At 72.4% G+C, this 26,944-nt stretch carries 24 protein-coding genes; 12 read left to right on the top strand and 12 right to left on the bottom strand.

The window, feature by feature from the left end:
• On the top strand, positions 1-1,023 hold the full coding sequence (dgcN, locus tag F6X53_RS03550; RefSeq protein WP_150997397.1) for an N-acetyltransferase DgcN: 1,023 nt from the start codon (positions 1-3) through the stop codon (positions 1,021-1,023).
• Positions 1,024-1,059: 36 nt separating this feature from the next.
• Entirely contained in the window at positions 1,060-2,049 is a 990-nt protein-coding gene (gene dgcA / locus F6X53_RS03545) for an N-acetyl-D-Glu racemase DgcA (RefSeq protein WP_150997288.1), read from the top strand.
• Positions 2,050-2,115: 66 nt separating this feature from the next.
• On the opposite strand, the gene F6X53_RS03540 is transcribed toward dgcA, so the two are convergent.
• Positions 2,116-2,457: a DUF1491 family protein gene (locus F6X53_RS03540; protein WP_150997286.1), complete on the bottom strand. Its 342-nt coding sequence runs from the start codon at positions 2,455-2,457 to the stop codon at positions 2,116-2,118.
• A 122-nt stretch (positions 2,458-2,579) separates the two neighbouring features.
• A complete protein-coding gene (locus F6X53_RS03535) occupies positions 2,580-2,957 on the bottom strand; it encodes a c-type cytochrome (protein WP_150997284.1) in 378 nt (125 codons plus the stop codon).
• A 190-nt stretch (positions 2,958-3,147) separates the two neighbouring features.
• Between F6X53_RS03535 and F6X53_RS03530 the strand changes: the two genes are divergently transcribed.
• Together F6X53_RS03530 and F6X53_RS03525 are read left to right on the top strand one after the other, a co-directional pair.
• On the top strand, positions 3,148-3,408 hold the full coding sequence (locus F6X53_RS03530) for a helix-turn-helix domain-containing protein (protein ID WP_150997282.1): 261 nt from the start codon (positions 3,148-3,150) through the stop codon (positions 3,406-3,408).
• Positions 3,409-3,451: 43 nt separating this feature from the next.
• Positions 3,452-3,892 carry a DUF3291 domain-containing protein gene (locus F6X53_RS03525; protein ID WP_150997280.1) on the top strand — a complete coding sequence of 147 codons (441 nt, stop codon included), beginning with the start codon at positions 3,452-3,454 and terminating at the stop codon, positions 3,890-3,892.
• A gap of 7 nt (positions 3,893-3,899) precedes the next feature.
• On the opposite strand, the gene F6X53_RS03520 is transcribed toward F6X53_RS03525, so the two are convergent.
• A complete protein-coding gene (locus tag F6X53_RS03520) occupies positions 3,900-4,631 on the bottom strand; it encodes a peptidoglycan-binding domain-containing protein (protein ID WP_342353988.1) in 732 nt (243 codons plus the stop codon).
• Positions 4,632-4,654: 23 nt separating this feature from the next.
• Positions 4,655-6,586 (bottom strand): sensor histidine kinase, encoded by a 1,932-nt coding sequence (locus F6X53_RS03515; protein ID WP_425324676.1) that lies wholly within the window; start codon positions 6,584-6,586, stop codon positions 4,655-4,657.
• Between the two features lie 294 nt (positions 6,587-6,880).
• Here F6X53_RS03515 and F6X53_RS03510 point away from each other — a divergent pair, with 294 nt between their 5' ends.
• The 3 genes from F6X53_RS03510 to F6X53_RS03500 all read left to right on the top strand — a co-directional run bounded on the left by F6X53_RS03510 (position 6,881) and on the right by F6X53_RS03500 (position 8,530).
• The gene (locus tag F6X53_RS03510) at positions 6,881-7,237 is read left to right on the top strand and encodes a hypothetical protein (RefSeq protein WP_150997277.1); all 357 of its coding nucleotides are present in this window, start codon (positions 6,881-6,883) and stop codon (positions 7,235-7,237) included.
• Positions 7,238-7,343: 106 nt separating this feature from the next.
• The gene (cydB, locus tag F6X53_RS03505) at positions 7,344-8,390 is read left to right on the top strand and encodes a cytochrome d ubiquinol oxidase subunit II (RefSeq protein WP_150997275.1); all 1,047 of its coding nucleotides are present in this window, start codon (positions 7,344-7,346) and stop codon (positions 8,388-8,390) included.
• The gene (locus F6X53_RS03500) at positions 8,387-8,530 is read left to right on the top strand and encodes a DUF2474 domain-containing protein (protein ID WP_150997273.1); all 144 of its coding nucleotides are present in this window, start codon (positions 8,387-8,389) and stop codon (positions 8,528-8,530) included. The genes cydB and F6X53_RS03500 overlap by 4 nt, the downstream gene beginning before the upstream one ends.
• An 8-nt stretch (positions 8,531-8,538) precedes the next feature.
• On the opposite strand, the gene F6X53_RS03495 is transcribed toward F6X53_RS03500, so the two are convergent.
• From F6X53_RS03495 to F6X53_RS03460, 8 genes are all read right to left on the bottom strand, one after another.
• A complete protein-coding gene (locus F6X53_RS03495; RefSeq protein WP_150997271.1) occupies positions 8,539-9,672 on the bottom strand; it encodes a DUF2336 domain-containing protein in 1,134 nt (377 codons plus the stop codon).
• A 512-nt stretch (positions 9,673-10,184) separates the two neighbouring features.
• Positions 10,185-11,855, bottom strand: a complete 1,671-nt coding sequence (locus tag F6X53_RS03490; protein WP_150997269.1) for a heme biosynthesis protein HemY — start codon at positions 11,853-11,855, stop codon at positions 10,185-10,187.
• Between the two features lie 203 nt (positions 11,856-12,058).
• Entirely contained in the window at positions 12,059-14,503 is a 2,445-nt protein-coding gene (locus F6X53_RS03485; RefSeq protein WP_244965515.1) for a COG4223 family protein, read from the bottom strand.
• Between the two features lie 190 nt (positions 14,504-14,693).
• Positions 14,694-15,401 (bottom strand): uroporphyrinogen-III synthase, encoded by a 708-nt coding sequence (locus F6X53_RS03480; protein WP_150997267.1) that lies wholly within the window; start codon positions 15,399-15,401, stop codon positions 14,694-14,696.
• A 5-nt stretch (positions 15,402-15,406) separates the two neighbouring features.
• A complete protein-coding gene (locus tag F6X53_RS03475; RefSeq protein WP_150997265.1) occupies positions 15,407-16,282 on the bottom strand; it encodes an aldose 1-epimerase family protein in 876 nt (291 codons plus the stop codon).
• A gap of 21 nt (positions 16,283-16,303) precedes the next feature.
• Entirely contained in the window at positions 16,304-18,220 is a 1,917-nt protein-coding gene (gene asnB, locus F6X53_RS03470; RefSeq protein WP_150997263.1) for an asparagine synthase (glutamine-hydrolyzing), read from the bottom strand.
• A 1-nt stretch (position 18,221) separates the two neighbouring features.
• On the bottom strand, positions 18,222-19,979 hold the full coding sequence (locus F6X53_RS03465) for an ABC transporter ATP-binding protein (RefSeq protein ID WP_150997261.1): 1,758 nt from the start codon (positions 19,977-19,979) through the stop codon (positions 18,222-18,224).
• 107 nt (positions 19,980-20,086) lie between these two features.
• Positions 20,087-20,386 (bottom strand): hypothetical protein, encoded by a 300-nt coding sequence (locus F6X53_RS03460; RefSeq protein ID WP_150997260.1) that lies wholly within the window; start codon positions 20,384-20,386, stop codon positions 20,087-20,089.
• Positions 20,387-20,588: 202 nt separating this feature from the next.
• Between F6X53_RS03460 and F6X53_RS03455 the strand changes: the two genes are divergently transcribed.
• From F6X53_RS03455 to F6X53_RS03435, 5 genes are all read left to right on the top strand, one after another.
• On the top strand, positions 20,589-20,948 hold the full coding sequence (locus F6X53_RS03455) for a hypothetical protein (protein WP_150997258.1): 360 nt from the start codon (positions 20,589-20,591) through the stop codon (positions 20,946-20,948).
• Positions 20,949-21,084: 136 nt separating this feature from the next.
• A complete protein-coding gene (locus tag F6X53_RS03450; RefSeq protein WP_150997256.1) occupies positions 21,085-22,536 on the top strand; it encodes an efflux RND transporter periplasmic adaptor subunit in 1,452 nt (483 codons plus the stop codon).
• 12 nt (positions 22,537-22,548) lie between these two features.
• Positions 22,549-25,779 carry an efflux RND transporter permease subunit gene (locus F6X53_RS03445; protein ID WP_150997254.1) on the top strand — a complete coding sequence of 1,077 codons (3,231 nt, stop codon included), beginning with the start codon at positions 22,549-22,551 and terminating at the stop codon, positions 25,777-25,779.
• Positions 25,780-25,983: 204 nt separating this feature from the next.
• Positions 25,984-26,265 carry a hypothetical protein gene (locus tag F6X53_RS03440; protein WP_150997252.1) on the top strand — a complete coding sequence of 94 codons (282 nt, stop codon included), beginning with the start codon at positions 25,984-25,986 and terminating at the stop codon, positions 26,263-26,265.
• 385 nt (positions 26,266-26,650) lie between these two features.
• Complete coding sequence (locus F6X53_RS03435) at positions 26,651-26,866, top strand: hypothetical protein (protein ID WP_150997250.1); 216 nt, start codon at positions 26,651-26,653, stop codon at positions 26,864-26,866.
• The last annotated feature ends 78 nt before the right edge of the window (positions 26,867-26,944 follow it).

Raw genomic sequence — 26,944 nt, 5'->3', positions numbered from 1 at the left:
ATGCAGATCGCCACCCCCTACCTGATGTTCCTCGGCGACGTGCCCGACCGCCTCGCCGCCAAGACCGCCTACGGCATCGTCGACTGGCGCCCCGAATGGTGCATCGGCCAGATGCGCCTGCCGGGCTGCGCCGCCGATCTCGGCATTCCCGACCTCACGCTCCCCGAGGCGCTGGCCAAGGGCTGCCGCACCCTGGTGATTGGCGTCGTCAACGCGGGCGGCGTCCTGCCCGACCATTGGGTCTCGGAGATCGTCGCGGCGATCAAGGCCGGGCTTGACGTGGCGAGCGGCCTGCACGTGCGCCTCGGCGCGATCCCGGCCATCGCGGAGGCCGCGCAGGCCAACGGCCGCACCCTCCACGACGTGCGCCACACCCGCGAGAGCTTCGCCACCGGCAAGGGCACGCGCCGCCCCGGCAAGCGCCTCCTCACGGTCGGGACCGATTGCTCGGTGGGGAAGAAGTACACGGTGCTGGCGCTGGAGAAGGGGATGCGCGCGCGCGGCCTCGACGCGGATTTCCGCGCCACGGGCCAGACCGGCGTGTTCATCTCCGGCCGCGGCGCCGCGATCGACGCCGTGGTGGCGGATTTCATCTCGGGCGCGGTGGAGTGGATCTCGCCCGCCGCCGACCCGAACCACTGGGACCTGATCGAGGGCCAGGGCTCGCTCTACCATCCCTCCTTCGCGGGCGTCAGCCTCGGCCTGCTGCACGGGGCCCAGCCCGACGCCGTGATCGTCTGCCACGAGCCGACCCGCACCACGATGCGGGGGGTTGAGCACGCGCTGCCGACGATCCGGGAGGTCATCGACCTCACGCTTCAGCTCGGGCGCCTGACGAACCCGGACATCCGCGCGACCGGCATTGCGGTCAACTCCCAGGCGCTGGACGAGGCGGAGGCGCGCGCGCTCCTGGCCGCGCTCGAGGCCGAGCACGGCCTGCCGGCGACGGATCCGGTGCGCTTCGGCGTCGACGGGCTCGTCGACCGCCTCGTCGCGGAGTTCCCGGAAACCGCCAAAAGCTGATTGCCAAGAATCGATCGCACAGGATTCGAGACGCCCATGAGCCGCCGCCTCACCGTCGCCGTCGAGCGCTTCCCGATCGCCGGGGCCTTCACCATCGCGCGGGGCAGCCGCACCGAGGCCGTGGTGGTGGTGGCGCGCATCACCGACGCGGAAACCGGCGCGGCGGGGCAGGGCGAGTGCGTGCCCTATGCCCGCTACGGCGAGAGCCCCGAGAGCGTGCTGGCGCTGATCCGGGCGCAGGAGGAGGCGATCGGCGCCGGCCTGACCCGGGCCGAGCTCCTGGAGCGGGTCGGGGCCGGAGCCGCGCGCAACGCCCTCGACTGCGCCCTGTTCGACCTCGAGGCGAAGCTCGGCGGCCGCCCGGCCTGGGGGATCGCGGGCCTGCCCCCGCCGGAGCCCGCCCTGACGGCCTACACCCTCAGCCTCGGCACCCCGGAGAGCATGGAGGCGGCGGCGCGGGGCGCCGCGCAGCGGCCGCTCCTGAAGGTGAAGCTCGGCGGCGAGGGCGACCCGGCCCGGATCGCGGCGGTGCGCCGGGGCGCGCCGGAATCCCGCCTGATCGTCGATGCCAACGAGGCCTGGCGGGCCGAGACCCTGGAGGCCAACCTCGCGGCCTGCCTCGAGGCCGGCGTCGGGCTGATCGAGCAGCCGCTCCCGGCCGGCGACGACGCGGCGCTCGCCGGGATCAGCCGACCGATCCCGATCTGCGCCGACGAGAGCCTGCATGACCGCGCCGGGCTCGACGCGCTCGCCGACCGCTACGACGCCATCAACATCAAGCTCGACAAGACCGGCGGCCTCACCGAGGCGGTGATGCTCGCCCACGAGGCGCGGGCGCGCGGCCTCTCGCTGATGATCGGCTGCATGGTCGGCACCTCGCTCGCCATGGCGCCCGCGATGCTGCTCGCCCACCACGCCGATTACGTCGACCTCGACGGCCCGCTGCTGCTGGCCCGCGACCGCGCGCCCGGCCTGCGCTTCGAGGGCAGCCTCATCCACCCGCCCGAACCGGAGCTGTGGGGCTAGATCCGTCCCCGATCGCGTTCACGATGCGGTGCGCGGGCGGCGTCCGGGGGCACACGCCCCCTCCGCTCACTCCGCCAGATCCAGAAGATGGCGCCCGGCGCGGTCGTCGATCTCGATGATCCAGAGGTCGTCGTCGAAGCGCGTCTCGCGGCCGATGCGCGCCTCGACGTCGAGGGGCGTCGCGGCAATCAGGAGCGGGCTGAAGCGGCGCTCCCCCGAATCATCGGCCTCGAACAGGGCCTGGGGGGCCGGGCCGTAGAGGTCGGCGGCGCCGTCGAGGCGGTCGATCTTCACGAAGATCGCGCCGGCCTCGGGCGAGCCCCGCCGGCGCATCACCGCCGGGATGCCCTCGACGCCGAGGCGGCGCAGATGGGCCGAGACCCAGAAATCGGAGCGCAGGCGCGGCATCGTCTCTCCCTCCGGCAGGAATCCGAGGATGGCCGGGGGCGCGTCCTAGCACCGAAACCATCGCCGGGCGGAATCCGTCGCGGGACGAGCCCAGGCCGGGCGCGGTCCGGGGGAGGGAGGCGTTACTTCAGGGTCTTGAGATAGGCGATCAGGTCGGTGACCTTCTTGTCGTCGGGATAGCCCGCGAAGATCATCTTCGTGCCCGGCACCTTGGCTTTGGGGTTCTTCAGCCACTCGTGCAGGTTGGCGTCGTCCCAGGTGATCCCTGAGTTCTTCAGCGCGGCGGAGTAGTTGTAGCCCTCGTAGGTGGCGGCCTTGCGGCCGACGACGCCGACGAGGTTCGGCCCGACGCCGTTCTTGCCGACCTGGTGACAGGCCTTGCAGGGCGCGAAGGCCTTCTCGCCCGCAGCCGCATCGCCGGCATCCTGCGCGAGCGCCGCGACCGGCAGCGCAAGGGGAGCGAGCAGCGCGAGCGCGGCGCCGAGCAGTCGATTGTTCATTCTGTTTTCCTCCCGATATTCTTTCCGGCTCGACTACCTATGGCCGTGCGGTCCCTGACCCAGGGGCAAAGCCCGGGGTGCGACGTTTTGGCTAAGTTGAGCCCGGATTAAACCTGACCAACTCACGTGCTCCCAATCGCCGCGCGGAACGATCCCCGAGGCGCGGTCCTGCAGCAGTCGGAGGAAGACCGTGCCGGTCGAGCCCCACGAAGTTCAGGCCTTCCTTCAGCGCAACGGCTGGAGCCAGGCGCGGCTGGCCTGGGAGATCGGCGTCAACCAGCCCCGGATCTCGCGCTTCATCCAGGGGCTGAAGCGCCCCAATCCCGAGCTGGAGCAGGCGCTCGACGGTCTGGTCCGGGGGCAGCCGGGCGGGTCGGTCGGGCGCGGGGCCGACCGGGCGCGCCGTCGCGGAGCAAGGACCGGTCGTGGGCCGTCGGGACAGCCCGATTGATCATCCTGCCGGCCCGCGCGTACCGTCCCGGAAGGCCCGACCCTTGCCCCTCATCAGCATCACGCGGCTGCGGATCCGCTCGATCCGCTTCCTGCCGGGCTTCGCGCTGCTCGCCCTGCGGACCCGCAACCAGGTGCTGCGCGCGCCGGGCTTCACCGGGGGCTCGATCCTGAACGATCGGAGCTGGGTGTTCTGGACCATGACGGCCTGGGACGAGGAGGCCAGCATGCGCCGCTACGTGACGGGCGGCGCGCATCGCGTCGCCATGCCCCGATTGGTCGAATGGTGCGACGAGGCCTCGATCGTGCATTGGACGCAGCCGGACGCCGCGCTGCCCAGCTGGGCGGAGGCGGACCGGCGCATGCGCGCGAACGGGCGCCCGTCCAGGCTGCGCCACCCGAGCCCCGACCACGCGACGCTCGGCTACCGGCCCCCGCGCCTCACCGGGGCGGGGCCGCTGAGGCCTTCGGTCTCGCCGGGCTGAGCCGTCCTCAGCCCGGCGGCAGGCCGGCCCGGGCCGCGAGTTCACGCAGGGTCCGGCCGGCGGCCTCGCCCTTCACCGGGAGCTTGCGGTCACGCTCGAACTTCTCGATCGCCGCCCGGGTGTTGGTGCCCATCATGCCGTCGGCCTTGAGCGGGCCGTAGCCGAGCTTCGACAGGGCGCGCTGCGCCTGCATCACGGCCTTGTCGGCCTTGGGCGTCACCGAGGCGGTGGTGTCCTCGGAGCGGATCAGGGCCGCGATCGGATCGCGGGGGGCGGGTTCGGCCGCCTTGGCCTCCAAGGGCCTGGTCTCGGGCCTGGTCTCGGGCTTGGCCCCGGGCTTCTCCATCGTGGCCGCCTGCGCGGTGCCCTGCACTGGGCCTTGCGCCTGCGGCGCGGGCCTGTCGGGCGCGGGCTTTCGTCCGGGCGGCTCCTGGCGGGTCGCGATCTTGGGCAGGATCGGGGCGGGATGGCGCCCGACCTGGAAGCCGAGGGCGTTGAGCGCCACGAAGGCCGCGGCCGCGACGGCCACGAGAGAGCCCGCCACCTCGCCGGGATGCTGGCGGCAGAGCGTCACGAGGCCGCCCCCGAAGGCGCCGATCGCCGCCCGCATCTCGCCGGCCGCCGCGCCGGTGCGCGGCAGCGGCCGGCGGCGGGAGGCGGTTGCGGGGCGCGTCGGGCGCGCCTCGCCCGCCACGGTGATCTCGCGCTGGTCCCGGACCTTGAGCGGCTCGCGCATCATCCCTCTCTCTTGCATGGCATGCCTCACCCTGCGCGGCGCAGCGGGGCGTCGTCGGCCGCGCCGGCCAGAGCCGCCGGAACGGCGCGGGCGACGGGGCCGGGCTCGAACAGGCCGAGCGGCAGGCGTGCGGGCACGAGGCCGGCCTGGCCCGGGCCGCGGCCCGGAAGACGCACCGCCGTGGTGATGGGGGCAGGCGGCGCGGAGGCGCTGCCGCGCCAGCAATCGAAGGGCAGCGACACCACCACGGTGGTGCCGTCATCGACCGCGCTCTCGATCGCGATGGTGCCGCCATGCAGGCCGACGAGGCCCTGCACCACCGAGAGGCCGAGGCCGGTGCCCTCGTGCGTGCGCTTGTAGCCGCCGGTGCCGGCCTGGAAGAACGGCGTGCCGAGGCGTGGCAGGTCCGCTTCCCGGATGCCGAGGCCGGAATCGGCGACCACCACCTCGAGCCGGCTTCCCGCCCGCCGCAGCGAGACCTCGACCCGGCCGCCGGCCGGCGTGCATTTCACCGCGTTCGAGATCAGGTTGATCAGCATCTGGCGGCAGGCCCGGGGGTCGGCCGTGATCTCGAGGGCCGGCAGGGCGCCGCGCACCAGCGCCACGCCGGCGGCGTCGGCGCGCAGCTGCATCAGGTCGCAGCAGGTCCGCACCAGTGCGGCGGCCTCGATCGTCTCCGGCGCGTAGTCGAAATTGCCGCTCTGGATGCGGGTCATGTCGAGGAGCGTGTTCACCACCCCGAGGAGGTGATGGCCCGAGGCCCCGATGATGCCGGCATATTCGCGCGCGCGCTCGGGGCCGAGCGCCACCGCGCCTTCGCCCGCCAGCACCTCGGAGAAGCCGATGATGGCGTTGAGGGGCGTGCGCAGCTCGTGGCTGACATTGGCGAGGAAGCGGCCCTTGACCTCGTCGGCGCGTTCCGCCTCGGCGCGGGCCCGCTCCAGCTCCTCCGCGTGGCGGCGGTGCTCGCTGACGTCGCGGGTCACCGCCACCACCGTGGAGGGGGCGGATTCCGCGAGATCGCCCTCGATCCGGTGGGCGCGCATCTCGGCATGGATCACCCGGGCGCCGTCGGGTTCGCCGGCAGCCGCATCGCGGTGGAGGCGGAACCGCACGGTCTGGGGCTTGCCGCGGGCGGCCACGTCGCTGATCGCCTGCAGGAAGGCGGGCCGGTCGGCCACGTGCACCCGGTCGAGCAGGCCGTGGCCGCGCAGGCGCGCGGCCTCCGCGCCGACGAACTTGGCCGCGGAGGCGCTCGCCTCCAGCACGCGGCCATTGCAATCGTGCCAGGTCACGAGGTCGTCGATGGCCGAGAGCAGCATCCGGTCGCGGGCCTCGTTGTCGCGCATCCGCTCGCGCCAGCGGCCCTCGATGCGCATGTGCTCCAGGGCCTGCGCGGCGACGTGGCCGATCGCCGTGATGGCGAAGACCGGCATGGCGATCTGCGCGGGCCAGCCGAGGAGGGGCGCGTCGGCCATCCAGGCGCCGCTGAGCGCCACCGCGACGGCGCCCGCCATCGCCAGCAGCGAGGCCGCGAGGGTCGCCCGGCGCGAGCCCGAGATCACGGCTTCGAGCGGGATCGCGGCGAGCCAGATCGCGGCGGCCGAGCTCGCCCCGCCGGTGAGGCCCGAGAGGCAGACGATCAGACCCGTCAGCCCCGCCGAGGACAGGGCATGCGCGAGCCAGAGCGAGCCCGTGCGCGACAGGAGCACCGCCGCGAAGACGGGGAGGAACAGGCTGGCGACGGCCAGCGCCTCGATCACCGAGGGCACGCCGCGCCAGAGCAGGAAAGGCGGCAGCGCCGCCATCATCACGCCGCCGGTGGCGAGGCGCGAGACCAGGAAACGCTCATGGCGGAAGCGCACGCCCGGATCATCGATGACGGACTCGTGGACCAATCCCGCGAGACGCGCGTCGATGAGCGAGGTCAGGGCAGTGTGGATACGCAATACAGACACGCGCAACGCGTAATAGCCTCATCGGCCTTTCCGCGTCCCTCGGCTCGACTTCTTACGACTGAACCTGACCCTCGCAGAGGCGGCTTAAGCGAGTGTTGCGCAAGCCCTGTCGTTTTTCCCCGGATGCTTTCCGCAACGTAACCGTTGCGGGAGGCCGCTCGGCCCGAAACCGGGCAACGATTCCGGGCGATTCACCATGCCGCGCGAAATCCGCGCGTTCTTACGCGGGCTTCATCCTCGGGCGCGAAGCTCGCGGCCTTGCTGCAGACCGACGCCGCCAGGGTAAGATCGCCCATGTCGTTCCTCCTGCGCGCCGCCCTCGTGATCGGCGCCCTTTCGTACCTCGCGGCCCAGCGCGGGAGCCGGGGCGTCGCGACGCCGCCGAGCCCGGCCGCGCTGGCGGCGAGTCTTCCGGCGGGTCTTCCCGCGAGTCTCCCGGCCGCTCTCCCGGCCGCCTCGGAGATGCTCGAAATCCTGCCCTCCGCCCTCGCCGGGCTGCCGGCCGAGACCCGCGAGCGCCTCGCCCGCGAGGGGCTGGCCGCGCTGTCGCGCCGGGTCGGGCCTGCGGTCCGCGACGCGCCGGCGGGCTCGCGCGACACCCTGGCGGCGGCCGACCGGCATCCCCCGTGGCGCGGCGTCGAGCCCCGCTGAGGCGGGCCGCCCGCCGCGTCGGCCTCCTCTTCCACCGCCTTGGCCGGAACGCCCTTGTATGCTTAGTCCTTGTCCCGAGGGGCGAGGTCCGCGGGAGGCGTTCGGCATGTTCGGGTTCGGCATGGAGTACGAGGGCGCCGCCTTCTGGCTGCCCCTCGTCTGGTCGGCGCTCCTGGCGCTGGCGGTTGCCATGTACGTCGTCATCGACGGGTTCGACCTCGGCGTCGGCATCCTGTTCACGGCGGCGCGGCGGGGCAATTGGCGCGACCGGATGATGCTCTCGGTGGCGCCGATCTGGGACGGCAACGAGACCTGGCTGGTGCTCGGCGGCGGCGGCCTGTTCGCGGTCTTCAGCGTCGCCTACGCGATCCTGCTGCCGGCCCTCTACCTGCCCATCATCCTGATGCTGATCGCCCTGATCTTCCGCGGCGTCGCCTTCGAGTTCCGCTTCAAGGCCGACCGCTCGCAGGCGATCTGGGACTATGCCTTCCATTACGGCTCGCTCATCGCGACCTTCGCGCAGGGCATGGTGCTCGGCGCCTTCGTGCAGGGCTTCCAGATCGAGGGCCGCGGCTTCACGGGCGGCACCCTCGACTGGCTCACCCCCTTCAGCGTGATGACGGGGATCGGCCTCGTCTGCGGCTACGGGCTCCTCGGCGCCACCTGGTGCGTGATGAAGACGTCGGGCGAACTGGAGATCTGGGCCCGCCGCAAGAGCAAGCAGTTCCTGGCCGCCACCATCCTGTCGATGGCCCTCGTCAGCGCCTGGGTGCCGTTCCTCGGGCTCGAGATCCAGTGGCGCTGGTTCTCCTGGCCGAACCTCCTCTACGTCGCCCCCGTCCCGGTCGTCACCGCCTTCGTCTGCTGGCGCATCTTCAGGACCCTCGACGAGGGCCGCGAGGCGACGCCCTTCCTCCTCAGCATCGGGCTGTTCCTGCTCGGCTTCCTCGGCCTCGCGATCAGCCTGTTCCCGTTCATCGTTCCGCCCAGGCTCACGATCTGGCAGGCGGCCAACGCCGTCAGCGCGCTGCAATTCGCACTCGTGGGCTACGCGGTGGTGATGCCCCTGACGCTCGCCTACACGGCCTATGCCTACTGGGTCTTCCGCGGCAAGGTCGCGGAGGACATCCAGGCCGGGGGCTACGGGCATTGAGCGCGGGCGGCTCGGCGAAGGACCCGCCGGCCTCCCGGCGCGGCGGGCGCCGCCTCCTCTGGTTCGTGGCCTTCTACGCCCTCAGCCTCGGGGCCTTCACGGCCCTCGTCTACCTGCTGCGCGTCATCGTGCGCGGGTAGGGCCCGGCTCAGGAGGCCTTGTCGGCGGCGCTTCGGCGCGCCCGGCCGGGCAGAGCGGGGCGGCTCGGCGCCCGCTCGGCGCCCTGGCGGACCTTCGGGGCCTCGGGCGCGTGGTAGGGCTGGTGCGCCTCGGCGGTCCCGGTGCGCGCGCGCAGGGGCTGGTCGAGGATCGCCGAGAGCAGGTCGCGCGCGGCCGGCCGCGGCACGGTGCGGAACAGGCGCACCAGCTCGAACACCCGCTCGGCCGAGCGCGCCACGCTCTCGTTGAGGGTCAGGAAGACGTAGACCGCCTCCTCCTCGTGCAGGCCCGCGGCGCGCAGCGCCAGCGTCAGCAGGTCGTAGCGCGCGGACGGGTCCGGGGCGGCGCCGAGGAAGCCTTGGTCGAGGTCGAGGAGATCGGCGAGCGCCGCGATGAAGCCGGGCACGTCCTGGGCCGCCGACAGCCCGGTCAGGATCGCGCCGGCCTCGCGCGGGGCGGGCGGGCAGGGCCTGAGCGCCGCCGTGGCGGCGACCGCCGCCGCCAGGGCCTCGCGGCGCTCGGGCGTCGCGTGGAGATAGAGCGGCACCACCTCGTCCGGCTCGAGGTCCGGCCGGGCCAGCAGCGCCTGTGCGAGGTCCGGTGCCTTGCGGGCGCGGGCCACGAGCTGCGCCAGGCTCTCGCCGCGAAGCGGCGCCTGCTCGTTGCCCGCCAGCGCGCGGTCGATCTCGGCGTCGTTGCGCGCCGTCAGGTCCGCCAGGGTGGAGCGGCTGAGATCGCTGCGGGCCGCGAGCGCCGCGCCGATCTCGGTCCCGTCGCTGCGGGCCGCCGCGATCACCGGCGGGGTCAGGCGCGGGGCCTGCGCCACCACGATGTCGCGCACGGCCCCGCCGCGGGCGGCGAGCCGCACCAGGACGGATTCCGGCGTGCCCGCGAACGGGCTCAGCTTGCGCGCCACGATGGCGGCGGTCTCGTCGTCGACGGTCGGGATCAGCCCGCAGGCCAGGGCCTCGAACGCGCCCGCCGCGGCCCGGTCGCGCAGGGCCGCCTGGATGAACAGATCGGTCTGGACCCGCAGGATCACGGGTTTCAGGTCGAGATGCTCGATGCGCGACAATTCGATGAGCCCGGACAGGTCCGGCGCATCGTCGACGGATGCTGACATGGGCACTTCGGTTACGCAGAACTTGAGTAACCGAAGGCTAAACGCCTTTGCGTGAATCGACCTTTAAGCCCACCCCCGCCGCCGCGTCCCGCCCTGCGCCATCGGGGGACGCCGCGACGCGCCCCCTCTCCCGTTCGGGAGAGCTTACCCGCGAAGCGGGCGGGGGTGAGAGGTGCGCGCTGTCCGGAAAGGTCGCACCCCTCACCCGGTCGGCTGGCGCCGACTCGACCTCTCCCGGACGGGAGAGGTGGGGCGCTCGGCCGTCCGCTTCACGTCGTCATGCCAGGGCGCCGGAGCCGAGCCCGGATGCGTGGCGGCTGTCAGAACCAGCCCTGATGACGCGACCGACCCCCTCTCCCGTGCGGGAGAGGGTTGGGGTGAGGGGACAGGCTTCTCCGGAAAAGTCGCATCCCTGACCGCTCCGCTATCGCGGAATCGACCTCTCCCGGACGGGAGAGGTGACACGCAAAGCCGTCCGCTCCACCGGAGCGTGAAGGCCCCGTGCCGCCGGATCAGCCGAAGCGGCGCGCCTTGGCTTCGGCTTCCTCCGGGGTGGCGGCCGGATCGTCGGGGCGGGGGGCCGGCAGCACCACCGGGGTGGCGGTGCCGGCGGCCAGCGGGCCGGAGCCGGGCTTGCCCGGGACCCAGCCGGCCTCGGCGGGGGAGGGCTTCACCTCGGCGGGCTTCACCTCGGCCGACTTGGCCGCCGCGTCGCTGGCCTTGGCCTCGGCACCCGGCAGCGGGCCCTGCGGCATCGAGGTCGGGATCGGCATCGGCTCGGGGGCCGGCATCACCGCGGGGGCGGGCTCGGGCGCCGGCATCGGGGCCGGCGCGATCGCGACGGGGTCGCGCCGGGGGGCGCCGTCCGCCTCGTCCGCGTGCGGCGTCGCGCCGGCGAGCAGATCGGTCGGCGCCTTCCAGACGAAGGCGTCGAGACGGCCGCTGATCGGCGAGACCGGGGCCCAGCTCTCCGAGGCGATCCCGTCGGCGATCCAGAGCGGGTCGCGCGGGGCATGCGCCGCGCGGGCGAGCCACTCCCGGGCGCGGCCGGACCCGGCCCCGTGCTCGGCCTCCTCGATCCGGGCCATCATCAGGCAGGCGCGCACGGTCGGGCGGTCGTCGAGGAGCGGCTGCAGCGCCTCGCGGGCCTGCCCGAAGCTGCGGGCCTCGTAGGCGGTCTGCGCCAAGGCGAGGCGGGCCTCCGGGTGCCAGGCGGAGAGCTTCGCCAGGGTCTCGGCGCGGGCGAGGCGGTCCCGCACGGAATCGCCCGTGCGCAGCGACAGGTAGACCTTGGCGAGGTCGGGATGCGGGTTCGCCTTCCAGGCGCCCTCCACGACCTTGGCGCCCTTGCGCAGGTCGCCCCGCCGGGTCAGGAGCCGGCCCGCGATGGCGGCGGCCGGCACGAGGTCGGGGGCGAGCTTGACGGCCTTGAGGGCCCGCTCGGTCGCGGCCTCGGGCTCGCCGGCCTCGAGGATCTGGGCCGAGGCGGTCAGCAGCACCGCGCGCTGGCGCCGGGCGGTCGCCTTCTCGATCAGCCCCAGCGAGGCGCGCCGCTCCACGGTCTCGAGCGCGCCGCTCCAGTCGCCGTCGGCGCATTGCGCCTCCAGCACCGCCTCGTTCGCCCAGGTGACGCTCGGGGCGAGGCGCGCGGCCTCGGTCGCGTAGGCTCGGGCCGAGGTCTCGTCCTCGCGGCGGCGCGCCTCGACGAAGAGGCCGCGCAGCCCGAGCACGCGGGTCTCGGGGTCGTTGGCCATGCGCTGGAAGGCGCGCTCGGCGGCCTCCCGGTCGCCGGAGATCTGCGCGGCCTGCGCCTTCAGGAGCAGCGCCAGGGGCTCGGAGCCGAGCAGGCGCTCGGCATCGCCCGCGTGGCGGCGCGCGGCCAGGGGATCGCCCGATCCCACCGCCACCATGCCGCGGGAAAGGGCCGTGAAGCCCTTGGCCCGGCGCCGCTCGCGCGCGCCGCGCACCAGGGCCTCGGGCAGGGTGATGATCCCGCGCACGATGGCCCAGATGAAGCCGACGACGATGGCCGCCACGAGGACGCCCACGAGGGCGATGGCCAGGCTGGTGGCCACCTCGTAGCCGTTCCAGACGATGGTGACCGTGCCGGGCCTGTCGGCGATCCAGACCGCCCCGAAGGCGGCGATGGCTAGCAGGGCCAGGAAGGCGAGGGCGCGCCACATGGGATCAGCAACTCCTGTTCGGCGCCCGCACGGGGCTGTCGGCGAGAACGCGGGACGAAGGCCGGGCGGTTAGCGCCGCCCGGAGACCGGGATGGACCTTGCGGGCAATCGGCGCTGCCCGCAGGCCCGGATCGGGCGCGAAGGCGGCCGAGGCCGCCCCGCAGGGTGAGCCGCCTCGGCGGCCGGAACGGAGTCTCATCGGCTCAACGACCGGCCTCGGGGGCGCTGGCCGGGAGGCCCTTGAACGCATCCGACAGGAGGGCCTGCGCCGCCTGGGTGGCCGCCGCCCGCGCCTTCAGCCTGGCGCCGAAATCCCCGGCTTCCGCCTTGGCCTCCGCCGGCATGGCTTCGAAGGCCTGGGCGGCGTCCTGGATCGCGCCGCGATCGAGGGCCGCCTGAACCTTGGCGGTCGGATCGCCCGCGGCCTCCGCCGCCTCGCCCGCCGGCCCGTCGACCTTGCGCACCTGCACGATCGATTCCGCCATGCTGAGGAGGCGCCGCTTCAGGTCGCCGGTCTCGGCCACGTCCCGGGCCTCGGCGGATCGGCGGCTCGCCGCGATTTTCTGGGCGATCGGCCGGAACTCGGCGGCGAGCTGCGCGGCGCCCGGCGCGCCCTTCTCGGCGAAGGGCGCGAGGGCGTCGGTCCGGCTCGCATCCCCGGTCTCCAGCTTGCGCAGGACGGAGAGCGGCTCGGCATAGGGCGTGCCGGCGCCGAGCGCGTTCGCGATCCGGTCGGCGGTGACGACCCGCAGGGCCGCCTGCACGGTGCTGGCCTCGGCGCGCTGGCCGAGCGCCTTGTCGAGGGCGGCGACCCGGGTCTGCTGCTCCTGAATCTGGCGCTCGAACGCCTTCTGGGTCTCCTGCGCCTGGGTCTTGCCCGCGTCGACGGCCTGCTGGCTCGCCTGCGTGGCGGCCTGGACCGCCTCGGTGGCGGATTTCACCCGGGCGTCGAGGCTCTGCTGCAGGCCGTCGAGGCGCTGGACAACCGCCTGGTCGGCCTCCGCATTGGCCTTGGTGCGGCTCTCCACCTCGCCCTGAAGCGCGGCGAGCTTGGCGCCGAGATCCTGACCCGACGCGGCTTTGGTCTGATCCTTGACCTTGCCCTCCAGCGCCTTCAGGCGCTCGTCGAGGGCGGCGACCCGCTGCCCGCCATCGCCGGACTGGGCCGCGGTGAGCTTCGAATCCGAGGGCTGATCGCGGCCCGGCTCCTCCTGCAGCGCCGAGACGCGCTGGTCCAGGCTGTCGAGGCGCGCCGCGAGATCGGCCGGCAGCGCGGCCACCGGGGCGCCGTTCGGGGACGCGGCCTCCGGCGCGGCGGTGCCGGCGCCCGTGCCGGCCTTGTCGAGGGCCTGCCTGGCCGCGGCCTCTGCACTCCGCACCGCCTCCGGCAGGGGCTTGAGCGCCGCCTCGTTGGCGGCGACGCGCTTCTCCAGCCCGCTCACCGCATCGCGCGGGGCGAGGGCGGCGATGCGCTGGTCGAGGGCGGCGAGGCGCTGGTCCTCGGCCCGGTTCGGCAGCACGCCCGCCTGCTCGACGGCAAAGAGCAGGCCCGCCCCGATGACGCCGCCGAGCAGGCCCGCCGCCGCGACCGAGCCGAAGCCCGGCCCGCGCCGGGCCGCCGCCGCATCGGGCGCGATCCGGGGCGCCGCGCCGGCGCCGGATGTCGCGCTGGCGCCGGGCGCCACAGAAGGTCCGGTTGCGGAAGAGGCTGCGGCGGAGGACGGCGCTGTCGCGGGCCCGCCGCCCGGCTTGGTGGCCCCCGCCATGCCGGCCGCCACCGTTCCGGCGGCCGCCGCCTTGCCGGCTTCGCGCGCCGGGTCCTTGCCGGGACCTTGGCCGGGAGTCTGGCCGGCATTCTGGCCCGCCGCCGGTCCCGCGTTCCTGGCCGCCTCGGCCGCGTCGGGAATCCGCTTGGCCTTGAGATCGATGATCGGCCCGTCCGTGACGCCGCCGCCGGGCTTGGTGGCGCCCGGGGTCTGACTGCCGGCAAAGCCGCTCTTGGCGGCCTCGGGCTTGGGCGGCTCGGACTTGAGCGGCTCAGGCTTGGGCGGCTCGGACTTGCTGGGTTCAGTCTTGCTCGGTTCGACCTTCGGCGCGTCGGCCTTCACGCCGGGCCCGGTCGGACCGGAGGCGGTAGTCGGACCGGATGGCCCGCCGGTGGCGGCTGCCGGCTTCGCGGGCTCGGTCTTGCTGGGCTCGGTCTTGCTGGGCTCGCTTTTGCCTGGCTCCGGCGTGCCCGGCTTCGGCGCGGCACCGGGCGCACCGGTGCGGATCGGGTCAGTCACCGTGGCCGCGGGCTTCGCCGCCTCGCCGGGCTTCGGGGCCTCGGGCTTGCCTACCTCGGGCTTGGCGCCGCCGGTGCCGGGCGTCGTGCTCCTGGCGGGCTCGAACCGGCTCGGCTCGATCCGGCCGGCATCCCCCTTGCCGGGCTCCACCTTCGGCGCATCGGCCCGCACGCCCAGGGTGGCACCACCCTTGTTGATCTCGGCGGGGCCGCCTTTGCCAGCCTCGGCGGGGCCGCCTTTGCCAGCCTCGGCAGGGCCGCCCTTGCCAACCTCGGCGGGGCCGCCTTTGCCCGGCTCGGTGGGGCCGCCCTTGCCGGGCGCGTTCGGGTTCGGACGGTTGGCGTCGCTCGGGGGTGGTTTCACTGCCCGTTTTCTCCCTTCATCGCCTGTTTCGGCCGCCGCCCCGTCCCGGCCGGCGCGCGACGCGCCCGTGGCCAAGCCGGGAGCGGCGGTGCCGGTGAGGCACGCCGCGGCGGCCCTGCACGCGAGCCGCTTCCTCGGTTTCCTCCTAGCACCGCGAGCGCCGCCGGGGCGAGACCCGGTGCGGAGGTTGTCAGAACACCGTCGCGAGGCCGGCCAGGAGGTCCTCCTCCCGCGGCCGCGCCGGCACGAAATGGGCCGCGATCCCCGCCGCTTCCAGTGCTACGGCCACGTCAGCCGACAGGCAGTAATGCTTGAGCGCCCCGAAGGCTCCCCCGAGACCCGCCGCGTCGGCCCGTTCCGCCGCCACCGCGGCACTTCGTCTGGAATAGTGCAGGGCCGCATCGAGCCCGCCGGCCCGCAGGGCATCCGCCACCGGGCCGGGCAGCGCCGCCACCGGCTCGGCCGCGTAGGCGACCACGATTGCGAGATCGTAGCCGGCGGCCCGCAGGGAGGCGGCCGGCTCGGCCTTGCGCTCGGCGCCCGCCACGTGGAGCAGGCGCCGGCCCGGCGCGAGCCGCGCCCGGACGACGCGCACCAGGTCCGCCGCATCGCCGCCCGCATCCGTGACCGGGCCGAGCCCCGCCGCCTGCGCCAGCGCCGCCGTCCGCGCCCCCACGGCGAAGACGGGCCGGCCCCGCAGGCGCCCGGCCGCGCCGCGCAGGGCCGCGACCGCGTTGGCGCTCGTCAGCAGGATGGCGTCCGGCGCCTCCGCCGGGAGCGCCGCGCCGGTCGGCCGGACCATGAGGACGGGCGCAACCAGGGGTTGGTGGCCGAGCGCGCGCAGGCGCTCGCCGGTCCGCCCGGCGCCGGGCTCGGGCCGGGCCACCCAGATCCGCACGGGCCTCAGGCCTCGACGCTCAGCCGGACCCCGTGCCGCGCCGTCGCGCCCGGGGCCAGGCTGCGCTGGGAATCGCGCGCGGCGAACTCGCCCGCAAATCCCGCCCAATCCGCATGGCCGGTCCAGCATTCGAGCGACAGGAACGGCGCCGTGGGTTTCGTCCACACCGCGAGATGGGGAAAATCGTCGGTGCCCATATGAATTGTTCCGTGTCCCGGGCGGGTGAAGCGCAGGCTGCGGCTCCGCGCTTCGCGGAACACCAGCGCCTCCTGAAAAAGCGCCGGGTCGAGCCGCAGGGTGTCCCCCTCGAGCGGAATCGCCCGCTCCGTCCGCACCAGCAGCCCGCCCGCGCCGACCTCCGGCACCATCGCCCGCTCGGGCATCTCGAAGACCACCGCGTAATCCCCGCCCGCCCGCGCCCCCCCGGCGAAGGGCCAGGGAAAAGCCGGATGGAATCCAATGGCATAGGGCAGGGGGACGTCGCCCGGATTGGTGATCGCGATCGCGAAATCGAGGCCCCTCGGCCGCACCCGCGCGGTGATGTCGAGGCGGAACGCGAAGGGATAATGCGCCCGCGTCTCCGGCCCGTCCGCGAGCCGCAGGGTCGCGGATTCGGCCTCCTGCGCCACGACCGTGAACGGGAGATCGCGCGCAAACCCATGCTGCGCCATCGGAAATTCCTTCCCGCCGACCCGCACCACGCCCCCCGCCGAGGCGCCGACCACCGGGAAGAGCCAGGGCGCATGCCGGTTCCAGTGCTCCGGGTCGCCGTCCCAGAGATACTGGCGACCCTCGACCTGCCAGGAGATCGGCTCGGCGCCCGTCAGCGCCAGGGCGGCCTCGGTGCCGTCCTGGGCCCGCAACGTGATGATTTCACGCATCGTTTCCTCCTCAGCCTTGCCTCAGGCGCTCTGGTGCAGGCGCCACGCCTCGAAGCTCAGGAGCGGCCACAGCCCCACCGCATGGTTGTGCGTTCCTGCTAGATGCTCGTCGAGCATGTGCCGCACCCGACCCCTGTCGAGGAAGCCCCCGCCGGCCTGCGGGCTCAGCAGCAGGTCGCGCGCGTAATCGCGCAGGGGGCCACGCAACCAAGCCGCGAGTGGGGGCGCGAAGCCCTGCTTGCGCCGCTCGAACAGGGCCGGCGGCACGTGCCGGGCCAGCACGGCGCGCAGCGGCCATTTGGATTTCCCTTGTCGGACCAGAATGTTGTCCGGAAGGCGCCAGGCGAATTCCACGATTGTCCGGTCGAGGAGCGGCACCCGCGCCTCCAGCCCGACCGCCATGCTGGCGCGGTCGACCTTGGCCAGAACGTCGTCGGGCAGGTAGGCGAGGCTGTCGAGGCGGCGCATTCGTGCAAGCAGAGGTAGCGCTCCGGGTGCGTCCATCGGGCTCTGCAACGCGGGCCTTCCGCAGGCCAGCGCCTCAGCCGCCGGATTGAGCGTGAGGAGACGCCGGTAAAGGTCGAAGCCGCTCCCGGGAAGCTGCCCCGCCGCCTTGCGCAGCCGGTCGACGCCTTCGGGCCCGCCCCAGGGCGGGGGCAGGGCGCGGGCCAGGATGGCGGCCGCGCCCCGCGGCAGCCCACCGAGCGCCGCCGCCCCGAGGCTGCGGAGCGGGCGCGGCACCGGCTCGACGCGCCGCGCGAAGCGCCGCGCCAGGGCGTAGCGGTCATAGCCGGCAAACAGCTCGTCGCCGCCATCGCCCGACAGCGCCACGGTGATCCCGGCGGCCCGCGTCGCGGCGCAGAGCAAGTGAGTCGGAAGGCCGGAGGGGTCGGCGAGCGGCTCGTCGAAGATCGCGGGCAGGCGCGCCACGAGGTCGAGCGCCTCCCGCTCCCCGATCGGGATCGTGGTGTGGTCGGTGCCGAGATACCGCGCGACCGCGGCCGCATGCGGGCTCTCGTCGAGACGCGGATCCTCCGGGAACCCCGCCGCGAAGGTACGCGGCCGCGCGCCGCCTTCCGCCATCAGGGCGGTCACGGCCGACGAATCGATGCCGCCGGAGAGGAAGGCCCCGAGCGGGACGTCGCTCATCAGCTGGCGGCGGACGGCACCCCGCAGGAGCGTCTCGAGGGCGTCTGCGGCCTCCTCGGGCGTCCCCCGGAAGGGATCGTCCCGGCCCGCGGCGATTACCCCGTCGAGGCTCCAATAGGGTTCGCTCCGCGCGGGCTCGCCGGCGCGCCACGCGAGGACATGGCCTGGCGCAAGCTTGGCGACGCCGCGGTAGATCGCGCCGGGCGCCGGCACATAGCCGTGGCGGAGCAGGCTCGCGACCGCACCCGGGTCGATCTCCGGTCGGAAACCCGAGCAAGCGGTGAGCGCCGAGAGCTGCGAGCCGAACAGCAGACGGCGTTCCGTGGCCGCGTAGAACAGGGGCTTCACGCCCATTCGGTCCCGGGCGAGCCAGAGCCTGTCCTGCGCCCGGTCATAGGCCGCGAAGGCGAAGATGCCATCGACCCGCGCGAGCGCGCCCACCACCCCGTGCCGGGCGATCAGCTCGATCAGGATCTCGGTATCGGAGCTGCCCCGGAAGACGTGTCCGTCGGTCTCCAAGGCCGGGCGATGCGCGATGGCGTCGTAGAGCTCGCCGTTGTAGCTGAGCGCCCAGCGGCCATCGGCGGACAGGAAGGGCTGCGCGCCTGCCTCGCTCAGTTCCACGATCGCGAGGCGCCGATGCCCGAGGGCGACGCCCCGATCGGCCCGGCACCAGATGCCGCGCCCGTCCGGACCGCGATGGGCGAGGGCATCCGCCATGGCCTCGGCGCTCGCCCGAAGGATGTCGGCGGAGAGACTGGGGTCGATCAGGCCCGCGATGCCGCACATGTCAGGCCGGCTCGGTCTGGCCGAGATAGGGCATCACGGCCGCGAGCGGCCCCGAGGCCACGAGGCGTCCGGCCTCCAGGACGTGCACGACATCCGCGCGGGCGAGGCTCGTCAGGCGGTGCGCGATCAGGATCAGCGTTCGGTTGCCGGCTAAGTCCGCGAGCGCCCCCATCACGGCAGCCTCGGTCTCGCCGTCGAGGGCCGACGTCGCCTCGTCGAACACGATGACGTCCGGATCGTGGTAGAGCGCCCTGGCGATGCCGAGGCGCTGGCGCTGACCACCGCTGAGCCGCGCCCCGCGCTCGCCCACACCGGCCTGATAGCCGCCGGGCAGCGCAGCGATGAAGTCATGCGCCCCGGCGAGCCGCGCCGCGCGCTCGACCGCCCCCGGATCGATCTCGGCGAGCCCGAGGGCGATGTTCTCCGCGACCGTCCCGTCGATCAGGAAGATGTCCTGCGGCACGTAACCGATCCGGTTCTGCCAGGCCGGCAGGGTCGCCGCATCGAGGGGGACGCCGTCGACCGTGAGGCTGCCCGAACACGGCGTCAGGATGCCGAGGAGAAGCCCCACGAGGGTCGATTTGCCGGAGCCCGTGCGGCCGACAAGCCCGATCGTGCTTCGGGCTTCGATGTCGAGGGTGATGCCGGTGAGCGTCGGCCGACCCGGCTCATAGTCGAAGCTCAGAGCCCGCAGACGAATGGCGTCCCGGAAGGCAAGCCGCTCGCGGGTGCGCGGCAGGGCGGCACGCTCCCCCGCGAGCTCGTCCATCACCACCCGCACGGCCGGGAGATAGAAGCGCAGCAGCGCCAGGGACGTGAAGATGTTCTGGAAGGCGGGCAGCATCCGGTAGCCCGCGAAGGCGAAAAGCCCCAGCAGCGGCAGCAGCCCGGCCGTGTCCAGGCCCTGCGAGAGGGCGAACAGCACCACGACGACGACCCCGCCGAAGGCGAGGCTCTCGATCACGAAGCGGGGCATCTGGCCGGTCAGCAGGCTCGCGGCGGTCGCCCGCGCATAGGCGCGGGCGGGGGCGTCGAACTGAGCCGCGAAGGCCTCCGCCCGGCCGTAGAGCTTGAGCTCCGTCAGCGCCCCGAAGGTCTCCTGCACCACCCGGTAGCGGCGCTCGTTGTCGGCCACGGCCCGGGCCCCGAGGCGGGCGAGGCGGGCGCGCATGATGAGGTAGAGCGCGACGTAGAGCCCTCCGAAGCCGCCGCCGAGGATCAGCGCGAGGCGGGGCGCGTAGGCGATCAGGAAGGCCACCACGGCGAGGGCCGAGACGGCTCGAGACGCGATGACGGTGATCGGCGTCAGGACGCCGACGACAAGGCGATCCGTCTCGCTGAGCACGTTCTTTGCGAGTTCGGCGCTGTTGGCGCGCGCGAAGAACAGCCGCTCCCGGTCGACATAGCGCAGCAGGAGACGCCGCGCGATGTCGTAGCCCACGAGGTTCGTGAACAGGAGCTGCGCGAAGGTGAGCGCGGCATTCACCACACTCGTGGTCAGGATCGCGATCAGCGCGGCCGCGCCTGTGGCGATCAGGAAGCTCCGGTCGTCGGAGAGCCCGAGGGCGTCGCGGGCATTGGCGAGGTACGGCACGCGGGCCGCGGCGGACGGATCCCCCACGAGGGTGAGGAAGGGCACGACGGAGGCCACCCCGACCACCTCGAAGAGGGCCGCCATCGCGAGGCCGAGGGCGATCAGGACGAGGCGCCGCCGATCGCGAGGCCGCAACGCGCGGAGAAGATCGATCAGCGCGCGCATCGGGCGGCATGTGGCGTCACGGGGGGCATGCAGGCCCAGCGCATAGAGCGCCGGGCCGCTGGTGTCCACGAAGCCCGGACGTCAGGCCGGCGGGATGCCCGGCGCCATCACCCGAGCTTGTTCAGCGCGCTGATCGCGACCGGGCCGTCCTGGCTGACGAAGTCCAGCGATTTCGAAGCGCCATCCTGCTGCGAGACGCCGCTGATCCGGTGGTCTCCGCTATCGTAGGTCGCGATCTCGCCGTTCTCCTCGAGGAGGAGCCGGCGCGCGTCGGGAAAGAAGGCGTAGCGCATGCCGTTCTGGGCGCCGCTCGTCGCCGGCTGGCCGAGATCCTCCGGCCACCACGCCTCGCCTCCCGACATCGGCTTCATCGCCTTCATGGGCTCCATCGGCTTCATCGGTTCCATCGCGCGGTCTCCCTGGCTGGCGTCTTCGACGACGCTTCGGGCACCGCAAAGGTTGCCCGGCGGCTCGGAGCGCGGCGGCCGTGCGCTCAGACACCGCGGATGCCGGAGCCACTTCCGGACACGCCCCGGATCAGGCTAAGGAAATGTCCGCACAGTGAGGTGCCCAGGACCTCGTCGCCCGGTGACGCGCCGAACCATCAGAATGCGACTCGATGCGATCCGCCGCGATGCGGGTCTCGGCTGGCGCTCGGCCGTCCGGCTCGTCGCATTGCTGATGGTGCTCGCTCTGGGCATCCCGGCCTCGGAAGGGCGCGCCGACCTGCAGGCGGCTCATCCAGGTGCCGCGCATCTCAGCCTCGACATGGATCGCACCGGCCCAGGCGACCATGCCGATGGCGGCCTCGCCCATCATTGCGCGCATTGCGCCTGCCATCAGGCGATTGCCACGACACCCCAGATCTCCCTGGCGCCGCGCTCCGCCGCTGCGATCCGCTTCGCCGAGCGCACGGATCCGGACGCGCCCGGCGCCACGATCCCACCCCGCAAGCCTCCCCGCGCCTGATCGACCGGCGGCTCGTCCGCCGGCTCGGCCGCGCCGACCTCGAGCGGTCGCGGCCGTCGATGCGCGTCCGGACTCCGCCCCAGGTCGGTGCCCGGCACAGGAGCCGTCGTCGACGGCGTGATGGGGATGATGTGTCATGTTGCGATTCCTTGCCCTGCCGGCGGCCCTCGCGGTGGGCGTCATGTCCGGTGCCTTCCTGCTGGATTTGTCCTCTGGCCTTCGCTCGGCCGCCGGATCGATCCTGGCGCATGTCCGGCCGTCCTCGACGGTCGAACCGGGACCCGACATCGCCCAGGCGAGCCAAAGCCGTGGGGAGGGGACCGAGAAGGGGCATGCGCATGACGGCGCTGACCCGGACGATCACCCGCACGGCTCCGGTCAGGCGGATCACGACCATGCCGGCCATGATCATGCCGGCCAAGACCTTGCCGGCCAAGACCATGCCGGCCATGACCATGGTTCGGCGGAAGGCGTCATCACCCTGACGCCGCAGCAGATCGAATCCGCCGGCATCCGGGTGGCGCCCGTGAGCGCTGGGGTTCTGAGCCGCCGCCTCGTCGTCCCGGGGGTCGTGACGCCGGATGCCGAAAGGGTTGCGCGGGTCGCCGCCAAGGTCGTCGGCACGGTGGCCGAACTGCGCAAGCGCCTCGGCGAGAGCGTCCGGAAGGGCGATGTGGTCGCGGTCATCGACAGCCGCGAGGTGGCGGACGCCAAGAACGACTACATCGCGGCCCTTGTCGGCCTCGACCTGCAGGAGATGCTGTTCGCGCGCGACCACGCCCTCTGGGACAGGAAGATCTCCGCCGAGCAGCAATTCCTGCGCGCGCGCACCTCCCTGGTCGAGGCGCAGCTCAAGGTGAACCTCGCACGCCAGAAGCTCTCGGCTCTCGGCGTTCCCGAAGCGGAGGTCGCCGCCCTTGCGGAGACGCCCACCACGAAGCTCGCCGCCGGCGAGGACGAGCATATGGCCGGTCTGCGCCGGGCGCCCCTGGACGGTCTCCAGCGCTACAACCTGCGCGCGCCGATCTCCGGGCAGATCATCGAGCGGCGCGTCGATCTCGGTGCGCCAGTCAATGACGAGGGGCAGGAGAAGGAGATCTACACGATCGCGGACCTGTCGCAGGTCTGGGTGGAACTCGCGGTTCCGGTCTCCGACCTCGGCGCCATCGCGGAAGGGCAATCGGTTGCTCTGACGCGATCAGGATCCGCGACGGCGACCCCGGGACGTATCGTCTTCGTCAGCCCGATGCTCGATCCGCAGACGCGCGCCGCGAAGGTGATCGCCGTCATCGCGAATCCGGACCTCGCGTGGCGGCCCGGTTCCTTCGCGACGGTCGAGGTCGCGGTCGGCGCCGAAGCCGCGCGCGTGCGCGTGCCGCGGGAAGCGATTCAGACTGTCGAGGGCGAGAGCGTCGTCTTCGTGCGGAGGCCGGATGGTTTCGCCAAGCGCGTCGTAAGCCTCGGCCAGGGCGACCGTGAGGCGGTCGCGATCGTGTCCGGGCTCATGCCCGGAGAAGTCGTGGCGATTGCGGGCAGTTTCATCCTCAAGGCCGAGCTCGGCAAAGCCGAAGCCGAGCACGCTCACTGAGGGGGCCGCACCATGATCGAGACCATCCTCGCCTTCTCCATCCGCCAGCGCTGGCTCGTGCTCCTGGCGTCGCTCGCGGCCGCGGCCTTCGGATTGTTCGCTGCCCTTCGCCTGCCGATCGATGCGGTTCCGGACATCACCAACAATCAGGTTCAGGTGAACGCGGTGGTGCCGCAACTCTCGCCCTTCGATGTCGAGAACCAGGTCACCTACCCGATCGAGACCGCGCTGGCCGGCATCCGTGGCCTTGAGGTGACCCGCTCGCTCTCCCGCAACGGCTTCGCTCAGGTCACGGCGATCTTCAACGATGCGACCGACGTCTACTTCGCGCGCCAGCAGGTGAGCGAACGACTCGGCGAGGTGAAGACCCGCCTGCCGCCCGGAACCGACGTGCATCTCGGGCCGATCTCGACCGGTCTCGGTGAGGTCACGATGTGGAGCGTTGCCTTCACCACGCCCCATCAGACGGTTCCGGCCGGGCAGCCCGGCTTCCAGCCGGATGGCAGCTATCTGACGGCCGAGGGGCAGCGTCTCCGGCCCGGCTTCGAGCAGGCCGCCTACCTGCGGACCCTTCAGGACTGGGTCATCGGCCCCCAGCTCAGAACCGTGCCGGGCGTGGCCGGCGTGGACGTCATCGGGGGCTACCGCAAGCAGTACCAGATCGAGCCCGACCCCGCGAAGCTGATCGGCCTCGGGCTCACGCTCGGCGACATTGCCGAGGCCCTGGAGCAGAACAACCAGAATCGCGGCGCGGCTTACATCGAGCGCAACGGCGAGGGGACCGTCGTTCGTTCGAGCGGCCGCATCGAGAGCATGGAGGAGATCGGTCGTGTCGTCGTCGCCACGCGGGGCGGCGTGCCGGTTCGGGTGGCCGACCTTGCGCAGGTGAAGATCGGGCGGGAATTGCGCACCGGTTCGGCGAGCGCGAACGGGGAGGAGACCGTCATCGGCACGGCTCTGATGCGGATCGGCGCCAACAGCCGCACGGTTGCGGCAGCCGTCGATGGGCGGTTGCGGGAGGTGGCCCGGACCCTGCCTCCGGGCATCGTCGTGCACACGGTCCTCGACCGTACGATCCTGGTCGATGCCACGATCCGGACCGTCGCGACGAACCTCGCCGAGGGAGCGCTTCTCGTCGTCGTCGTGCTGTTCCTGCTCCTCGGCAACCTGCGTGGTGCCCTGATCTGTGCCCTCGTCATCCCGGTCGCCATGCTGATGACGATCGCCGGCATGGTGCAGGGCCGGATCAGCGCGAACCTGATGAGCCTCGGGGCCCTCGATTTCGGCCTCATCGTGGACGGCGCCGTCATCATCACCGAGAACGCCCTGCGCCACCTCGCCGAGCGGCAGGCTATCCTCGGCCGCGTGCTCCGAACGGAGGAGCGTCTCGAGGCCGTTCGCAGCTCCGCCGAGGAGATGATCCGACCGACGGTCTACGGGCAGGCGATCATCATGCTGGTCTACCTGCCGTTGCTCACCTTCTCGGGCATCGAGGGCAAGATGTTCGCCCCGATGGCCCTGACGGTGCTCATCGCGCTGGCCAGCGCCTTCCTCCTCTCCCTCACCTTCGTGCCGGCTCTGATCGCGATCCTGATCACGGGGCGCGTGGCGGAGGGCGAGAACCGTCTGATCCGTGGGCTGAAGGCGCTCTACCGGCCAATCCTCGCGGGAGCCTTGCGGTGGCCGTCCGCGGTCATCGGCCTCGCGATTCTGCTCGTCCTGGCCAGTCTCGTGCTGGCCGATCGGCTCGGACAGGAATTCATGCCGCAACTCGACGAGAAGAATGTCGCGATGCACGCCATGCGCATTCCCTCGACGAGCCTCACCCAGTCGCAGGAGATGCAGATCGCGGTCGAGAAGGCCGTCCTGGGCTTCCCGGAAGTGGCCTTCGTCTTCTCGAAGACGGGGACAGCCGAGATCGCCTCCGACCCGATGCCCGTCAACGTCTCCGATACCTTCATCATGCTGAGGCCGCCATCGGAATGGCCCGACCCCCGACTGACGAAGGAGGCGCTCGTCGCGAAGCTTCAGACGGCGGTCAACGGCGTGCCCGGGAACGCCTACGAGTTCACGCAACCGATCCAGATGCGCTTCAACGAGTTGCTGGCCGGAACCCGCGGCGACCTCGCCGTCAAGGTCTTCGGCGAGCGTTTCGAGACGATGATGCCTCTGGCCAACCGGGTGGCCGCGGTCCTGCGGAGCACGCCCGGCGCGGAGGACGTGAAGGTGGAGCAGGTCGAGGGGCTGCCGACCCTCGACATTCGCATCGACAAAGGTGAGATCGCGCGTCTCGGCCTGCATCATCGGACCGTGCAGGACGTGATCGGTGCGGCGATCGGAGGACGGGACGTCGGCGTCGTCTTCGAGGGGGACCGCCGGTTCGACATCGTCCTGCGCCTCGCGGACGGGACACGCGACGACATCGACGGCCTGACGATGCTTCCCGTTCCGCTCACGCCTGGTCCGGGAGGACGGGCCGCCTTGGTGCCGCTCCGACAGGTCGCGAGCTTCGTCCTGGAGGAGGGGCCGAACCAGATCTCTCGCGAGAACGGGAAACGACGCGTCGTCGTGACCGCCAACGTGCGCGGGCGCGACATCGCTTCCGTGGTCGCGGCGGCCAGGTCGCGCGTCGACGCCCTTCAGCTGCCGGCCGGCTCCTGGATCACCTGGGGCGGACAGTTCGAGAATCTCGCGGCGGCCCGTGATCGCCTGAGCCTCGTGGTGCCCGGCTGCTTCGCCCTGATTTTCCTCCTGCTCTACGCGGCCCTCGGCTCCGCGCGCGATGCCCTCCTGGTGTTCAGTGCCGTGCCGATGGCTCTGACGGGGGGCGTTCTCGCCCTCTGGCTGCGGGGCATGCCGATCTCCGTCCCGGCGGCCGTCGGCTTCATCGCCCTCTCGGGCGTCGCGGTCTTGAACGGCCTCGTGATGCTGAGCGCGATCCGGCATCGGATCGAGACCGGTGTCCCGGTCAAGGAGGCTGTCCGTGCCGGTGCATGCGCACGATTGCGGCCGGTCATGATGACGGCCCTCGTCGCAGCCCTCGGCTTCGTGCCGATGGCGCTCGCGACCGGCACGGGCGCCGAGATCCAGCGCCCTCTCGCCACCGTGGTGATCGGCGGCCTCCTGAGCGCAACGCTCCTGACCCTCTGTGTTCTCCCGGCACTCTTCGCGCGCTTCTCGGTATCGCCTGTCCACCGGGCCGCTCCGAAACCGGCATCCGCAAGCGTCGCGGCGGCCGAGTGAGGATGCGATGGCGGAGGAGGCCGGGACGCTGGAGGCCGCGACCGCTGAACCGGAGGAAGGATCACGCAGGCTGCCCAGTGCCGGGAGGATCATCCTGCGACCGTCTCCGAACCCGGGAGACCGGTGTTAGGCGACATCCCGCACACGATGCTAGAAGGCCCGCCATGCCTCGGCCCCGGGCCGGGCATGACCGGGAGGACGTACATGGCCGATGTCATTCAGGCGGATTTCGGCGGTGCCCCGGCAGCCGAGGGCCTCGAGCGCGTCTTCGGGGAAGCGTCGGGTCTGCGGGTTGGCCTGCGGCGCATCGCGGCTCCTTACGGCGACGAGTTGCAGGTGACGGTCAGTGCCGAGGCTCTCGCGGTGCCGAGGGCCGTGGCGGTCGTTCTGGCCAATCCCGCGGGAGAAGATGAGGCCGATCGCATCGGGAAGGCGGTGCTCGAAGCGCTGCAATTTGCGCAAGGTCTCGGCAGAGCCGGCGCATAGGCCTTTCGGTGGCCGGCCTCTCCTGCCAGACAGGACATTCGACGCGGCGACGATGCGCGATCGCGACGACCTGCCGACACGGTCGCGGCGTTGATGCGGCCGCGATGAACAGCGCAAGGTCGCGGTCGTGCCTTGCTGATCGGATTTCTCGCGTAAACACGGTTCGGGGCTGAGTCGCCCGTGAGGTCGATATTCCGGCACCTTCTGATCGTGATCGTATTGCTCTGTGCTGTTTGGATTGCCTATCGGCTCAGATGAGGCGCTGCCAGGATTGATTGTTGCCCTCTCGGACGCATGAGCAACTTGCACAGACAGTGAGTCGCCTCTGTGCCGAACGGAATGCGTCGTTGCGCCTGTTTCACCCTCGAAGGGACGGATAACACCTATGACCGCACACGAGATCGTCGACCTGAACCGCGCGCGTGCGGCGTTGGCGAGGCAATGTCACGCCATTACGAAGCGCATGGGGGCCATCGACCTTGCCCCGGTCTCGATGGCGGAAGATCTAACGCGCATCCTGCTCGCGATCGAGGCCGTCGATCGCGCGCTCGTGGTCGCAGGACATCCGTATCTTCCGCCGGAGCTGCAGGCGGGAACATGAACGTTCAGGCTTTCGCGGGGCGGGCGACGAACCGCGATCGATCGGGTCTCGCTCGGCTCAAGGGCCATCGATCCCTGT

The sequence above is a fragment of the Methylobacterium soli genome, assembly GCF_008806385.1.
Classification (GTDB): Bacteria; Pseudomonadota; Alphaproteobacteria; order Rhizobiales; family Beijerinckiaceae; genus Methylobacterium; species Methylobacterium soli.
Note: the sequence above shows the minus strand (reverse complement) of the source record. Positions and strands in the feature narration are given on the sequence as shown.